11 protein-coding genes are annotated in these 14,178 nt (G+C 71.8%); all 11 read right to left on the bottom strand.

The features are described from left to right. Nucleotides 1-1,656: a glucose-6-phosphate isomerase gene (pgi, locus tag AB0E83_RS23490; RefSeq protein ID WP_362115222.1), complete on the bottom strand. Its 1,656-nt coding sequence runs from the start codon at nt 1,654-1,656 to the stop codon at nt 1-3. 163 nt (nt 1,657-1,819) lie between these two features. Further along, on the bottom strand, nt 1,820-2,155 hold the full coding sequence (locus AB0E83_RS23485) for an RNA polymerase-binding protein RbpA (protein WP_003957010.1): 336 nt from the start codon (nt 2,153-2,155) through the stop codon (nt 1,820-1,822). Between the two features lie 77 nt (nt 2,156-2,232). Next, nucleotides 2,233-2,463: a preprotein translocase subunit SecG gene (gene secG / locus AB0E83_RS23480; protein ID WP_309055488.1), complete on the bottom strand. Its 231-nt coding sequence runs from the start codon at nt 2,461-2,463 to the stop codon at nt 2,233-2,235. A 104-nt stretch (nt 2,464-2,567) separates the two neighbouring features. After that, nucleotides 2,568-3,344 carry a triose-phosphate isomerase gene (gene tpiA / locus AB0E83_RS23475; protein WP_362115135.1) on the bottom strand — a complete coding sequence of 259 codons (777 nt, stop codon included), beginning with the start codon at nt 3,342-3,344 and terminating at the stop codon, nt 2,568-2,570. Between the two features lie 7 nt (nt 3,345-3,351). Further along, nucleotides 3,352-4,563, bottom strand: a complete 1,212-nt coding sequence (locus AB0E83_RS23470) for a phosphoglycerate kinase (RefSeq protein WP_362115133.1) — start codon at nt 4,561-4,563, stop codon at nt 3,352-3,354. Between the two features lie 118 nt (nt 4,564-4,681). Then, nucleotides 4,682-5,692: a type I glyceraldehyde-3-phosphate dehydrogenase gene (gene gap, locus AB0E83_RS23465; protein ID WP_362115130.1), complete on the bottom strand. Its 1,011-nt coding sequence runs from the start codon at nt 5,690-5,692 to the stop codon at nt 4,682-4,684. 234 nt (nt 5,693-5,926) lie between these two features. Beyond that, entirely contained in the window at nt 5,927-8,881 is a 2,955-nt protein-coding gene (locus AB0E83_RS23460; protein WP_362115127.1) for a M14 family zinc carboxypeptidase, read from the bottom strand. 184 nt (nt 8,882-9,065) lie between these two features. Further along, the gene (gene whiA / locus AB0E83_RS23455; RefSeq protein ID WP_030746080.1) at nt 9,066-10,055 is read right to left on the bottom strand and encodes a DNA-binding protein WhiA; all 990 of its coding nucleotides are present in this window, start codon (nt 10,053-10,055) and stop codon (nt 9,066-9,068) included. Next, nucleotides 10,046-11,086: a uridine diphosphate-N-acetylglucosamine-binding protein YvcK gene (gene yvcK / locus AB0E83_RS23450; protein ID WP_362115124.1), complete on the bottom strand. Its 1,041-nt coding sequence runs from the start codon at nt 11,084-11,086 to the stop codon at nt 10,046-10,048. The genes whiA and yvcK overlap by 10 nt, the downstream gene beginning before the upstream one ends. Then, nucleotides 11,083-12,054 carry an RNase adapter RapZ gene (gene rapZ / locus AB0E83_RS23445; RefSeq protein ID WP_362115121.1) on the bottom strand — a complete coding sequence of 324 codons (972 nt, stop codon included), beginning with the start codon at nt 12,052-12,054 and terminating at the stop codon, nt 11,083-11,085. Before rapZ ends, yvcK begins: the two co-directional genes overlap by 4 nt. After that, nucleotides 12,051-14,033, bottom strand: coding sequence for an excinuclease ABC subunit UvrC (gene uvrC, locus AB0E83_RS23440; RefSeq protein WP_362115118.1), 1,983 nt, complete (start codon nt 14,031-14,033; stop codon nt 12,051-12,053). The genes rapZ and uvrC overlap by 4 nt, the downstream gene beginning before the upstream one ends. Nucleotides 14,034-14,178 lie beyond the last annotated feature (145 nt).

Genomic DNA, 14,178 nt, shown 5'->3' with positions numbered 1-14,178 from the left:
TCAGCTCCGGCCGCGCAGGGCGCGGTAGGCGGAGACGAGGGCCGCGGTGGAGCTGTCGAGGCCGTCGGTGTCCCCGTCGCCGGTGAGGACGGGCTCGATCCGCTTGGCGAGGACCTTGCCGAGCTCGACGCCCCACTGGTCGAAGGAGTCGATGTTCCAGATCGCGCCCTGGACGAAGACCTTGTGCTCGTAGAGCGCCACCAGCTGGCCGAGGACCGAGGGGGTGAGGGCGTCGGCGAGGATGGTGGTGGTGGGGTGGTTCCCCCGGAAGGTCTTGTGCGGGACGAGCTCCTCCGGCACGCCCTCGGCCCGTACCTCCTCGGGCGTCTTGCCGAAGGCGAGGGCCTGGGTCTGGGCGAAGAAGTTGGCCATCAGCAGGTCGTGCTGGGCGACCAGGCCGGGCAGCAGGTCGTCGACCGGGCGGGCGAAGCCGATGAAGTCGGCGGGGATCACCTTGGTGCCCTGGTGGATCAGCTGGTAGTAGGCGTGCTGCCCGTTGGTGCCGGGGGTGCCCCAGACGACCGGGCCGGTCTGCCACTCCACCGGCTCGCCCTGGCGGTCCACGGACTTGCCGTTGGACTCCATGTCGAGCTGCTGGAGGTAGGCGGTGAACTTGGACAGGTAGTGGGAGTACGGCAGGACGGCGTGCGACTGGGCGTCGAAGAAGCCGCCGTACCAGACGCCGAGGAGGCCGAGGAGCAGCGGCGCGTTCTCCTCCGGCGGGGCGGTGCGGAAGTGCTCGTCGACGAGGTGGAAGCCGTCGAGCATCTCGCGGAACCGGTCCGGGCCGATGGCGATCATCAGGGAGAGGCCGATGGCGGAGTCGTACGAGTAGCGGCCGCCGACCCAGTCCCAGAACTCGAACATGTTGGCGGTGTCGATGCCGAACTCCTCGACCCGCTCGGCGTTGGTGGAGAGCGCCACGAAGTGCCGGGCGACGGCCTCCTGGCCGGCCCCGAGGCCGGTGAGGAGCCATTCGCGGGCGGAGGTCGCGTTGGTGACCGTCTCGATGGTGGTGAAGGTCTTCGAGGCGACGACGAACAGCGTCTCGGCCGGATCGAGGTCGCGGACGGCCTCGTGGAGGTCGGCGCCGTCGACGTTGGAGACGAAACGGAACGTCAGGTCGCGCCGGGTGTAGGCGCGCAGGACCTCGTAGGCCATGGCGGGGCCGAGGTCGGAGCCGCCGATGCCGATGTTGACGACGTTCTTGATGGGCTTGCCGGTGTGGCCGGTCCACTCGCCGGAGCGGACCCGGTCGGCGAAGCCGGCCATCTTGTCGAGGACGGCGTGGACCTTGGGGACGACGTTCTCGCCGTCGACCTCGATCACGGCCCCGCGGGGGGCGCGCAGCGCGGTGTGGAGGACGGCCCGGTCCTCGGTGGTGTTGATCTTCTCGCCGCGGAACATGGCGTCGCGCAGCCCGGCGACGTCGGTGGCGACGGCCAGTTCGCGCAGCAGCCGGAGGGTCTCGTCGGTGACGAGCTGCTTGGAGTAGTCCAGGTGGAGGTCGCCGACCCGCAGGGTGTAGCCGGTGCCGCGCTCCGGGTCGGCCGCGAACAGCTCGCGCAGATGGGTGCCGGCCAGCTGCTCCCGGTGCTTGCCGAGGGCGGCCCACTCGGGCAGCCGGTTGAGCCTGATGCGTCCTTCGGTGGTCATTTCGGACATCGCCCACTTCTTCTCGTACGTTTCTGCCCCGCTGCTCCTCCAACCTAATTGATCGCGCGGGACGATCCGTGCCACCGGAGCCGGACACGACGAAGGGCCCTGTCCGCGAACCGGGTTCGCGGTCAAGGCCCTTCGGCGGTCGTTCAGCGGCTGTTCAGATCTCGCCCCGCAGCTTGGCGAGCGCCTCGGCGAGGATGGCCTCGCCGTCGGCGTCGCTGCGCCGCTCGCGCACGTAGGCGAGGTGCGTCTTGTACGGCTCGGTGCGCGGCGGGTCCGGCGGGTTGTCCCGGTCCTGGCCGGCCGGGAATCCGCAGCGGGGGCAGTCCCAGGTGTCCGGGACCTGCGCGTCACTCGCGAAACTCGGCTGGGTCTCGTGCCCGTTCGAGCACCAGAAGGAGATGCGGAGGCGCGGCGCCGACTCGCCCCGCTCGGCCTCCCCCATCGGCCCCGCTCCGACCCGGCTTCCCCGGATCGCGTTGCCACTTGCCACGGTCGTAACTCCCTGCGTGATGGTGCTCGAAGATGCCCCAGTCTACGGAAGGCCCAACGCGCGTCCAGTGTGCGGAGTTACCCGTCCAGCTTCATGAGCAGACCAAGTACGACAATGCAGGCGAACCAGAGCAGCCCGACCACGATGGTGATCCGGTCGAGGTTGCGCTCGGCGACCGAGGAGCCGCCGACGGAGGACTGCATGCCGCCACCGAACATGTCGGAGAGACCGCCGCCCTTGCCCTTGTGCATCAGCACCAGCAGCATCAGCAGCGCGCTGAAGACGATCAGGGCGATCGAGAACCCCATAACCACGGCTGGACCAACTTCCTCGGAGCTTGATAACGGACGGGGGCCGGGCACGGCCCGACCCCCGCAAGGGTACGACGGATCCCCTCCGCCGCTCTACATCGTCACTGGTCGCGGAAGCGCACGATCTTGACGAACTCGTCGGCGTCCAGCGAGGCACCGCCGACCAGGGCGCCGTCGATGTCGGGCTGCGCCATGATCTCGGCGACGTTGCCGCTCTTGACGGAGCCGCCGTACTGGATGCGGATCCTGTCGGCGACGTCCTGCGTGTAGAGCTCGGCGAGCTTGCCGCGGATGGCCCCGCAGACCTCCTGGGCGTCGGCGGCGCCGCAGACCTTGCCGGTGCCGATGGCCCAGACCGGCTCGTAGGCGATCACGATCGTCTCGGCCTGCTCGGCCGGGACGTCCTTGAGGCCGCCCTCGACCTGGGCGAGGGTGTGCGCGACGGCGTTCCCGGCCTCGCGCACGTCCAGCTCCTCGCCGACGCAGAGGATCGGGGTGATGCCGTGGGCGAAGGCGGCCTTCACCTTGGCGTTGCACAGCTCGTCGGTCTCGGCGTGGTACTGGCGGCGCTCGGAGTGGCCGACGGCGACGAAGCCGGTGTTCAGCTTGGCGAGCATGGCGCCGGAGATCTCACCGGTGTACGCGCCGGACTCGTGGGCCGACAGGTCCTGGGCGCCGTACTTGATCTTGAGCTTGTCGCCCTCGATCAGGGTCTGCACGGAGCGCAGGTCGGTGAAGGGGACGAGGACGGCGACCTCACAGGCGTCGTAGTCCTTGTCGGTGAGGGTGAAGGCGAGCTTCTGGACGTGGGCGATGGCCTCCAGGTGGTTGAGGTTCATCTTCCAGTTGCCCGCCATCAGCGGGGTACGGGTGCTCATAGGGGGTTCAGTCCTCCAGTGCGACGAGGCCGGGGAGCTTCTTGCCCTCGAGGTATTCGAGGGAGGCGCCGCCACCGGTCGAGATGTGGCCGAAAGCGTTCTCGTCGAAGCCCAGCAGCCGGACGGCCGCGGCGGAGTCGCCGCCGCCGACCACGGTGAAGGCCGGGGAGTCGACGAGCGCCTGGGCGACGGCCCTGGTGCCCTCGGCGTAGTCGGGGTGCTCGAAGACGCCCATCGGGCCGTTCCAGAAGACGGTGGCCGCGTCGGCGAGCTTCGAGGCGTACAGCTTGCGGGTCTCCGGGCCGATGTCCAGGCCCTCCTGGTCGGCCGGGATGGCGTCCGCGGCGACCGTGGCGGGGTTCGACGGGGCCTTGGTCTTGAGGTCCGGGAACTCCGGGGAGACCAGGACGTCGACGGGGAGGACGAACTCCACGCCGCGGTCCTCGGCGCGCTTCAGGTACTCCTGGACGGCCGGGATCTGGTCCTCCTGAAGGAGGGAGATGCCGACCTCGTGGCCCTGGGCCTTGAGGAAGGTGTAGGCCATGCCGCCGCCGACGAGGATGCGGTCGGCCTTCTCCAGGAGGTGGTCGATCACGCCGAGCTTGTCGGAGACCTTGGCGCCGCCGAGGACGACCACGTACGGCCGCTGGACGTCCTCCGTCAGCTTCTTCAGGACGCCGACCTCGGTGGCGATGAGGTAGCCGGCGGCGTGCGGCAGCTTGCCCGGCAGGTCGTAGACCGAGGCGTGCTTGCGGTGGACGGCGCCGAAGCCGTCGCCGACGTAGAGGTCGGCGAGGGCGGCCAGCTGCTCCGCGAAGGCGTCGCGCTCGGCGTCGTCCTTCGAGGTCTCGCCGGCGTTGAAGCGCAGGTTCTCGATGACGGCCACGCCGCCGTCGAGGAGGCCGGCGACGGTCGCCCGCGCGGACTCGCCGACGGTGTCGGTGGCGAAGGCCACGTCGGCGCCGAGCAGTTCGCCGAGGCGCGCGGCGGCCGGGGCGAGGGAGAACGCCGGGTCCGGGGCGCCCTTGGGGCGGCCCAGGTGGGAGGCGACCACGACCCGGGCACCGGCCTCGGCGAGCGCCTTGACCGTGGGGACGACGGCGCGGATGCGGCCGTCGTCGGTGATGGTGGTGCCGTCGAGCGGCACGTTGAGATCGGCGCGGACGAACACCCGCTTGCCCTCGACGCCCTCGCCGAGAAGCTCGTCGATCGTCTTCATCTGTTCACTGACTCCTTGGTACGCGGTGGAGCACACGAGACAGGGCCCGCGCGGCGCTCCGTCGCGCTGCCCGAGCCCTGCTCACATCGAAAGCCTGCCCTGCCTGAACCCTAGTACCTCAGAGCCGGTCGCCGACGAAGGTGGTCAGATCGACGAGACGGTTGGAGTAGCCCCACTCGTTGTCGTACCAGCCGAGGACCTTCACGCTGTTGCCGTCCTGGACCATGGTCAGGGAGGAGTCGAAGGTGCACGACGCCGGGTCGCTGACGATGTCCGAGGAGACGATCGGGTCCTCGGTGTAGAAGAGGATGCCCTTGAGCGGGCCGTCCTCGGCGGCCTTCTTGAAGGCGGCGTTGATCTCGTCCTTGGTGACCTCGCGGTCGAGGGTGACGACCAGGTCGGTGGCGGAGCCGGTGGGGACCGGGACGCGCATGGCGATGCCGTCCAGCTTGCCCTTGAGCTGCGGGAGGACCAGGGCGGTGGCCTTGGCGGCACCGGTCGTGGTCGGGATGATGTTCTCCGCGGCGGCGCGGGCGCGGCGCAGGTCCTTGTGCGGGAAGTCCAGGATGCGCTGGTCGTTGGTGTAGGCGTGGACCGTGGTCATCAGGCCGCGGACGATGCCGAAGTTCTCGTCGAGGACCTTGGCCATCGGGGCGACGCAGTTGGTGGTGCAGGACGCGTTCGAGATGACGTGGTGGTTCGCCGGGTCGTACTTGTCCTGGTTGACGCCCATGACGATGGTGATGTCCTCGTCCTTGGCCGGAGCCGAGATGAGGACCTTCTTCGCGCCGCCGGCGAGGTGCTTGGCCGCGTCCTCGCGCTTGGTGAAGATGCCGGTGGACTCGATGACGACGTCGACGCCCAGCTCGCCCCACGGGATGTCGGCGGGGTCGCGCTCGGACAGCACCTTGATGGTGTGGCCGTCGACGGTGATGGTGTCCGCCGTGTGGGAGACCTCGGCCTTGAGGCGGCCCAGGATGGTGTCGTACTTCAGCAGGTGGGCCGTGGTCGCGGTGTCGCCCAGGTCGTTGACGGCCACGACCTCGATGTCGGCACCCTGCTCGAGAAGCGCGCGGAAGTAGTTGCGACCGATACGGCCAAAGCCGTTGATGCCTACGCGGATCGTCACGAACCGATCTCCTCGTTAGGAAACGCCGGGTGAAATGTCACACCGGCGAGCTCTTGATTTTTTTGGGATGTCCCCGACCGCTTCCGACCCTACCTCTCCGGGGACCCCGGAGTGACATCGAACGCAGCCGTTCGAGCCCGGGAAGCGGGGCCGGGAATGGCCCGAAAACGCCGACGGCCCGTACCTGTCAACGGGTACGGGCCGTTCTGGGACCTTCGTCCCCACTACGCTCCGTCAGCGACGGAGCGCGGTGAGGGACCGGTCGAGGAGGCGCTGCCGCTCGCTCGCGGAGCCGATGTGCTCCAGGCCGAAGCCGAGGAGGACGGTGTCACGGGTGGTGACGGCGGCGACGGAGTGGAACAGGGCCGGGGAGCGGGCCCAGTCGACGGTGTTGCCGGGGCTGCCGGCCGGGGCGCCGGGCACGGTCCAGGCGCCGAGCGCGGTCTCGAAGCCCTCGCTCTCGGTGCCGGCGGCGGTGACGAGCCGGACGTCGTCGACGAAGGCGCCGGTCTCGCCGGTGCCGGGGTCGGAGACGTACGAGAGGGAGAGCTCGACCTGCTTGCCCGCGTAGGCGGAGAGGTCGACGGAGGCCTGGCGCCAGCCGTTGGAGGGGCCGGTGAAGGCGTTCCAGGAGCCGGTGGTGCCGGTGGGCGCGCAGCCGTCCTCGCCGACGGTGAGGTAGCGGCCGAGGGCGGGGTGGAGCCGGAGGTAGTAGCCCTCGCCGCAGTCGGCGGGCGGTTCGGCGGAGGTGCCGCCGTTCCGGTCGGGCAGGGTGGTCCAGTCGTCCTGGCCGACGGTGCGGGCCTCGACGATCAGGTTGTCGTAGCCGGGCTCGGTGTCGTAGCTGACCTGGAAGTCGAGCCGAGGAGCGGCGGCGGCGGCGGTGCCGGTGAGGTCGACGGTCCGGGTGAGCCGGGCCCAGGTGTCGTCGGCGTGCCGGACGGCGGCGAAGGAGTCGCCATCGGCCGGTTCGAAGGGGGTGCGCAGGCCCGGGTAGTCGCCGGCCGGGGCGCTGGAGGCGAACTGCGGGAAGCGCTCCGGGTCGAGGGTGTCGGAGGTGACGGTGTAGGCGCCGGCGTTGTCGAGCGGGTTGCCGTCGGCGGCGCCGAGCGCGGTGCCCGCGCCGGTGAGGCGGCCGGCGCCGGCGAAGGAGGCCGGGCCGTTCAGTCCGGCCCGGTGGTAGGCGCCGAGCCAGTACTGGGCGAAGTCGTTGGACTCGGCCCGGCCGATCCGGGTGAGCCCGCCGCTCTTCTCGCCGGCGTTGATCAGCTTGCCGCCCTCGTTGAGGTAGGAGCGGACGGCGAGCTGGACGGCGCCGGAGGGGCGCTCGGCGCCGGTGTACCAGACGACGGCGCGGAAGTGGGAGAGGACGCCGAGGGCGTGCGGGACGCCCTGGGTCGCGACGTCCCAGACGGCGCCCTTCCGGCCGGTCGCCGCGAGCGCCCGGGTGTACGTCCCGGCGTGCCGCGCGGCGCTCGTCCCGCCCTCCTCGGCGAGCACGAGGACGTCCCCCCGGGGGCGGGCGGCGACCTCGTAGGTGAAGGGGGCGGTGGCGGTGGTCCTCCCGTCGCGGTCGCGGGCGGTGAACCAGACCTCGACGGAGTCGCCCGGGCGGGCGCCGCGCACCTCGCCGCGGTACTGGTCGTAGTACAGGTTGTCCTCGCCGCCGTACGTCTCGCCGCCCTCCCACGCCTCGACGCCGGCGCGGTGGGTGCGGCCGCCGTTGATCCGGTAGTGCAGGGTCTTGGCGCGCAGCGACGCGCGGGCGGTGACGGCGACCGGCTGCTCCTCGCCGACGGCGGCGTAGGAGGTGGTGAAGGCGTCGGGGGTGAGGGCCGGGGCCTCGGCGCCGACCGGGGAGACCGGGTCGTCGGGGCGGGCGGCGGACTCGGCGACGGCGAGCGCGAAGGGGACGTTCTTGGCGAACTCGGCCTGGATCAGCTTCTCGTCGTCGGGGAAGGTGAAGACGGAGGCGCAGTCGGCGGGCTCCCAGGCGTCGTTCGGGTCGACCCGGGAGGCGGTGGCGCAGGTGGACATCTCCGGGGTGAACATCTGCATGCCGTTGACGTTGGCGGCGTGTCCGTCGGCCTCGCCGTTGGTGGTGTACAGCTCGGAGGAGACCTGCGGCCGGTAGCCGGGGACCGCGGGGTTCTGCGGGGTGCCGGCGAGCGCCTTGAGGGGGATGTCGTCGGGGGTGTCGGTGGCGACCTGCCAGCCGACGCCGTACAGGATGAGCTGGGCGGCGGAGTGGTAGTTGATGCCGTACGAGAAGCCGATGCGCTTCTGGAAGGCGTCCAGGGCCCGGGTCTCCGGCTCGGACATGGGGCCCTTGCCGCGGAAGGTCTCGTCGGCCGGGTCGGGGGACGAACCCTCGTCGTCGTAGCCCCACTTGTAGGCGAAGTTCCGGTTGAGGTCGACGCCGTCGCCGGTGCCGATCGTCCCGTCGCCGTCGTTGTCGCGGAGGTTCTTGCGCCACTGGCGGTTGGCCGGGTCGGCGTGGGTGAAGTCGTAGCCGTCGGGGTTGGCGGAGAGCACGAACCACAGCTCGGTGGAGTCGACGATCCGGGTGATCCGCTCGTCGGTGCCGTAGTTGTCGAGGTAGTGGTGGAGCAACCGCCTTGTCATCTCCGGGGTGATCCACTCGCGGGCGTGCTGGTTGGAGAGGTACAGCGTGGCCGGCCGGCTGCCGTCCTTCGTCTGCCGGGCGCCCTTGCTGACCTTGACCGCGAGGATGTCCTGGCCCTTGAGGGTCTTGCCGATCGAGACGACCTTGGTGAGGCCGGGGTGGGCGGCGGCGGTGGCGAGGAGCTCCTCCTTCAGGCCGCCGGGGCCGCCGTACGGGCGGAAGACGCCGTCTCCGGCGGCCCCGACCCGCTGTTCGGCGCTCGCGCTCAGGGCGTGCTCGGTGAGCCGCACCCCCTTGCCGCGCAGCTCTCCGGCCTGGTCGCCGGTCAGGTAGAGCTCGACGGTGGCGGTGCCCCGGTCGGGCACCCGCTCGCTCAGTTCGTGGCCGTCGGCCCCGGCCTCCAGGAGGAGCGGCACCTGCTCCTCGGTGACCGTGGCCCGCCATACGGAGAGGGCGTCGCCGCCCCCGGGGTCCGCCGGCCGCGCTCCGGCGGCGGGTGCCGCCGTCAGCCCCGCGATCAGCAGTGAAGCCGCGGCGACGACCGCCCGCGCCCTGTGTCTCATGAGCCCCCCTTGCTGTGATCCGTCACGAAGATGAACAGACGACAGGCTCTGGGGCGCTCATGGCCCTGTCAAGGGCGCCTCGCGGGGCTCGGCCGGACGGACGAACGGAGCCGCCGGTGCCTCAGAAAGGCACCGGCGGCCCGGAGTTCGTCCTTCCGCGCGGGGTGCCCGCGCGGCGGGAGGCTCAGCCGACCAGGCTCTCGTCCAGCTCCTCCGTCAGGTTCGACTCGGTGCCGGGGATGCCCAGGTCCTGCGCCCGCTTGTCGGCCATGGCGAGCAGCCGGCGGATCCGGCCGGCCACCGCGTCCTTGGTGAGCGGCGGGTCGGCGAGGGCGCCCAGCTCCTCCAGGGAGGCCTGCTTGTGCTCCATGCGGAGCCGGCCGGCCGCGGCGAGGTGCTCGGGCACCTCCTCGCCCAGGATCTCCAGGGCGCGCTGCACCCGGGCGCCGGCGGCGACGGCGGCGCGGGCCGAGCGGCGCAGGTTGGCGTCGTCGAAGTTGGCCAGGCGGTTGGCGGTGGCGCGGACCTCGCGGCGCATCCGCCGCTCCTCCCAGGCGAGCACCGACTCGTGCGCGCCGAGCCGGGTCAGCAGGGCGCCGATCGCGTCGCCGTCGCGGACCACGACCCGGTCCACGCCGCGGACCTCGCGGGCCTTGGCGGCGATGGAGAGCCGGCGGGCGGCGCCGACGAGGGCGAGCGCGGCCTCCGGGCCGGGGCAGGTGACCTCCAGGGAGGAGGAGCGGCCGGGCTCGGTCAGCGAGCCGTGGGCGAGGAAGGCGCCGCGCCAGGCCGCCTCGGCGTCACAGGTGGCGCCGGAGACGACCTGCGGGGGGAGGCCCCGGATGGGGCGGCCCCGGCCGTCGACCAGGCCCGTCTGCCGGGCCAGCTGGTCGCCGCCGGCGACCACGCGGACCACGAAGCGGGAGCCGCGGCGCAGCCCGCCGGGGGCCATCACGATCAGTTCCGAGCTGTGCCCGAAGATCTCCAGGATGTCCCGCTTCAGCCGCCGGGCCGCCATCGCCGTGTCGAGCTCCGCCTCGATCACGATCCGGCCGCTGACCAGGTGCAGACCGCCCGCGAACCGCAGGATCGACGAGACCTCCGACTTCCTGCAGCAGGTCCGGGTGACGGGAAGCCGGGAGATCTCGTCCTTCACCGCTGCCGTCATCGCCATGGGCCGATCCTTCCATGCATCCGAAAAATACGGTCGTACGCGGCGGCCAACCGCTCCGGGTCGTGCTTCGGAGCGCCGTCGGCGCGGGCCACCGGCGCCAGCTCGAGCGCGGCGCCGAGCCGCTTGGCGGCGTCGACGAGGGGCTCCCCTGCTGACACGTCGGGCACGGCGGCCTCGTCGGCCAGCACCACGTCCAGGGCGAGTTTAGGGGCGTGTCGTCCCAAAACCTCCAAATGACGCTGCGGGGAGAAGCCCTCGGTTTCTCCGGGCTGGGGCGCGAGGTTCAGCGACAGGACCTTGCGGGCCTTGGTCTCGACCAGCGCGTCGAGCAGTTCGGGCACGAGCAGGTGCGGGATCACCGAGGAGAACCAGGAGCCGGGGCCGAGGACGACCCAGTCGGCGTCGAGGACCGCCGCGACGGCCTCCGGCACGGCCGGCGGGTCGGGCGGCACCAGGTGCACGGACTGCACCTCGCCGGGGGTGAGCGCCACGGTGGCCTGTCCCCGCACGGTCTCCACGTCCTCCGGGCGTGCCGGGTCGTGCCCCCTGACCAGGGCCTGGAGCTCCAGCGGCACGGCGGACATGGGCAGCACCCGGCCCTGGGCGCCGAGCAGCCGCCCGACCAGGTCGAGGGCCTGTACGGGGTCGCCGCCGAGCTGCTCCCAGAGGGCGACGATCAGCAGGTTGCCGACGGCGTGGCCGCCCATCTCGCCCTTGGACCGGAAGCGGTGCTGGATGACCCGGGCCCAGGTCTGGCCCCAGTCGTCGTCGCCGCAGAGCGCGGCGAGCGCCTTGCGGAGGTCGCCGGGGGGCAGCACGCCCAGCTCCTCGCGGAGCCGGCCGCTGGAGCCCCCGTCGTCGGCGACGGTGACGACGGCGGTGAGGTCGCCGGTGATCCGCCGCAGGGCGGCGAGGGAGGCGGAGAGGCCCATGCCGCCGCCGAGGGCGACGACCTTCGGCTGGGCGCCGCGTCTGCGGAGCGTCCGCCGCACCGTGAGGGTGGAGGAGGAGCGCCGGCGGTACGGCTTCACTCGCGCCCCATGTCGCGGTGGACGACCACGGTCTCGACGCCCTCGGCGGCGAGGCGGGCGGCGAGCTTCTCGGCGGTGGCGACGGAGCGGTGCTTGCCGCCGGTGCAGCCGACGGCGATGGTGACGTACCGCTTGCCCTCGCGGCGGTAGCCGGCGGCGATCAGCTGGAGCAGCTCGGTGTAGCGGTCCAGGAACTCCTTGGCGCCGGGCTGGTTGTAGACGTAGTTCGCCACCTCCTCGTTGAGGCCGGTGTACGGGCGCAGCTCGGGGACCCAGTGCGGGTTGGGCAGGAAGCGCATGTCGACGACGAGGTCGGCGTCGACCGGCAGGCCGTACTTGAAGCCGAAGGACATGACGGTGGCCCGCAGCTCGGGCTCCTCCTCGCCGGCGAACTGAGCGTCCATCTTGGCGCGCAGCTCGTGGACGTTGAGGCTGGAGGTGTCGATGACCAGGTCGGCGTCGCCGCGCAGCTCGCGCAGCAGGTCGCGCTCGGCGGCGATGCCGTCGGTGATGCGGCCGTCGCCCTGGAGGGGGTGGGGGCGGCGGACCGACTCGAAGCGGCGGACCAGGGCCTCGTCGGAGGACTCCAGGAAGACGATCCGGCGGGTGACCTGCTTGGCGTCGAGGTCGGCGAGGGACTCCCGCAGGGCGTCGAAGAACTGCCGGCCGCGGACGTCGACGACGACCGCGATCCGGGCGACGTTGCCCTGGGAGCGGGCGCCGAGCTCCACCATGGTGGGGATCAGCGCGGGCGGCAGGTTGTCGACGACGAACCAGCCGAGGTCCTCCAGGCACTTCGCCGCGGTGGACCGGCCGGCCCCGGACATGCCGGAGATGATCACCAGCTCGGGGATGGCCGCCTCGGCGCCGTTGTCGCCCGCGGTCTCCTTCGTGCCCGTACTCACGTGTCCTGCTCCGTCTTCTCGGTGGTGCCCGTCGTGCTGGTGGTGCCCGTCGCGCTCGGTCATGCCGTGGTGCCCCCGTCGTCTTCCATGATCTCTCCTGTGGCCGTGTTCACGGCGGGTGCGGCGGGGACCGCCCGGGCCAGGGCCACGGCGACCGCCTCCGCGGTCTTCCGGCCGAAGCCGGGGACCTCACAGATCTGCTCGATTGTCGCCTGCTTCAGCCGCTTCACCGAGCCGAAATGCTTGATCAGGGCCTGCTTGCGCGTGTCGCCGAGACCGGGGACGGCGTCGAGGGGGCTGCTCCGGAGCCGTTTGGTCCGCTTGGACCGCTGGTAGCGGATGGCGAAATCGTGAGCCGTGTCACGGACCCGCTGGAGGAGGTACAGGCCCTCGCTGGAGCGGGGCAGCACGACCGGGTCGTCCTCGCCGGGCAGCCAGACCTCCTCCAGTCGCTTGGCGAGCCCGCAGACGGCGACGTCGTCGATGCCGAGCTCGTCGAGGGCGCGGCGGGCGGCGGCGACCTGCGGCTGCCCGCCGTCGACGACGACGAGCTGCGGCGGGTAGGCGAAGCGCTTGCGCCGGCCGTCGTCGCCGGCCTCGTCCACGGGGACCTCGCCGTCCTCGCCCCACTCCCCCGTCTTCTCCTTCTCGGCGAGGTAGCGCCGGAAGCGGCGGCCGATCACCTCGTGCATGGACCGGACGTCGTCCTGGCCCTCGAAGGTCTTGATCTGGAAGCGGCGGTACTCGCTCTTGCGGGGCAGTCCGTCCTCGAAGACGACCATGGAGGCGACGACGTCCTCGCCCTGGAGGTGGGAGATGTCGAAGCACTCGATGCGCAGCGGCGCCGAGTCCAGGTCCAGGGCCTCGGCGATCTCCTCCAGGGCCCGGGAGCGGGTGGTGAGGTCGCTGGCGCGCTTGGTCTTGTGCAGGACGAGGGCCTGCTGGGCGTTGCGGGCGACGGTGGCCATCAGGTCCTTCTTGTCGCCGCGCTGCGGGACCCGCAGGGAGACCTGGGAGCCGCGGCGGCCGGAGAGCCACTGGCCGACGGCCTCCGCGTCCTCGGGGAGGGCCGGGACCAGGACCTCCTTGGGGACGGCGTCGCCGCTCTCCTCGCCGTACAGCTGCTGGAGGGCGTGCTCGACGAGTCCGGCGGTGTCGACGGCCTCGACCTTGTCGGTGACCCAGCCGCGCTGGCCGCGGACGCGTCCGCCGCGGACGTGGAAGATCTGGACGGCGGCCTCCAGCTCGTCCTCGGCGAGGGCGATGAGGTCGGCGTCGGTGGCGTCGGCGAGGACGACGGCGTTCTTCTCCATGGCCCGGCGCAGGGCCTCGATGTCGTCGCGGAGCCGGGCGGCCCGCTCGTACTCCATCTCCTCGGCCGCCTCCGTCATCGCCTTCTCCAGGCGGCGGAGGTACGTGCCGGTGCGGCCGGCCATGAAGTCGCAGAACTCCTCGGCCAGTTCGCGGTGCTCCTCGGGGGTGACCCGGCCGACGCAGGGCGCCGAGCACTTGCCGATGTAGCCGAGCAGGCAGGGCCGGCCGGCCGAGGCGGCGTTCCGGAAGACGCCCGCCGAGCAGGTCCGCACCGGGAAGACCCGCAGCATCAGGTCGACGGTCTCGCGGATGGCCCACGCGTGCGCGTACGGCCCGAAGTACCGCACGCCCTTCTTCTTGTGCCCGCGCATGACCTGGACGCGGGGGAACTCCTCGTTCAGGGTCACCGCGAGGTAGGGGTAGCTCTTGTCGTCCCGGTACTTCACGTTGAACCGGGGGTCGTACTCCTTGATCCAGGAGTACTCCAGCTGGAGTGCCTCGACCTCGGTGGAGACGACCGTCCACTCCACGGAGGCGGCCGTGGTCACCATGGTGGCGGTCCGCGGGTGCAGGTTCGCGAGCGGCTGGAAGTAGTTCGCCAGCCGCTGCCTGAGGGACTTCGCCTTCCCGACGTAGATCACTCGCCGGTGCTCGTCCCGGAACTTGTAGACGCCCGGCGAGTCGGGGATCTGCCCCGGCGCGGGGCGGTAGCTGGAGGGGTCGGCCATGCTCCCCACCCTACTGGCGCCCGCCGACAGGCAGACCGTCGCGCGGACGGCGCCCGGGGCGCCTCGGGGGCGCCCCGGGCGGTGCTGCCGGCGGGCTCGGAGGCCGGGCCGGGACGGTGCGGCGGGGGCGGTCGGTCAGGGCCGG

The sequence above is a fragment of the Streptomyces sp. NPDC035033 genome (assembly GCF_040636735.1).
Lineage (GTDB): Bacteria > Actinomycetota > Actinomycetes > Streptomycetales > Streptomycetaceae > Streptomyces.
This window is presented reverse-complemented; position numbering and strand designations above follow the sequence as displayed.

Excerpts from the sequence above, each read along its gene's own strand:
- uvrC (WP_362115118.1), bottom strand. The coding sequence starts at position 14,033 with ATGGCCGACCCCTCCAGCTACCGCCCCGCGCCGGGGCAGATCCCCGAC.
- whiA (WP_030746080.1), bottom strand. The coding sequence starts at position 10,055 with ATGGCGATGACGGCAGCGGTGAAGGACGAGATCTCCCGGCTTCCCGTC.
- tpiA (WP_362115135.1), bottom strand. The coding sequence starts at position 3,344 with ATGAGCACCCGTACCCCGCTGATGGCGGGCAACTGGAAGATGAACCTC.
- AB0E83_RS23470 (WP_362115133.1), bottom strand. The coding sequence starts at position 4,563 with ATGAAGACGATCGACGAGCTTCTCGGCGAGGGCGTCGAGGGCAAGCGG.
- AB0E83_RS23460 (WP_362115127.1), bottom strand. The coding sequence starts at position 8,881 with ATGAGACACAGGGCGCGGGCGGTCGTCGCCGCGGCTTCACTGCTGATC.
- rapZ (WP_362115121.1), bottom strand. The coding sequence starts at position 12,054 with ATGACCGAGCGCGACGGGCACCACCAGCACGACGGGCACCACCGAGAA.
- pgi (WP_362115222.1), bottom strand. The coding sequence starts at position 1,656 with ATGACCACCGAAGGACGCATCAGGCTCAACCGGCTGCCCGAGTGGGCC.
- secG (WP_309055488.1), bottom strand. The coding sequence starts at position 2,463 with ATGGGGTTCTCGATCGCCCTGATCGTCTTCAGCGCGCTGCTGATGCTG.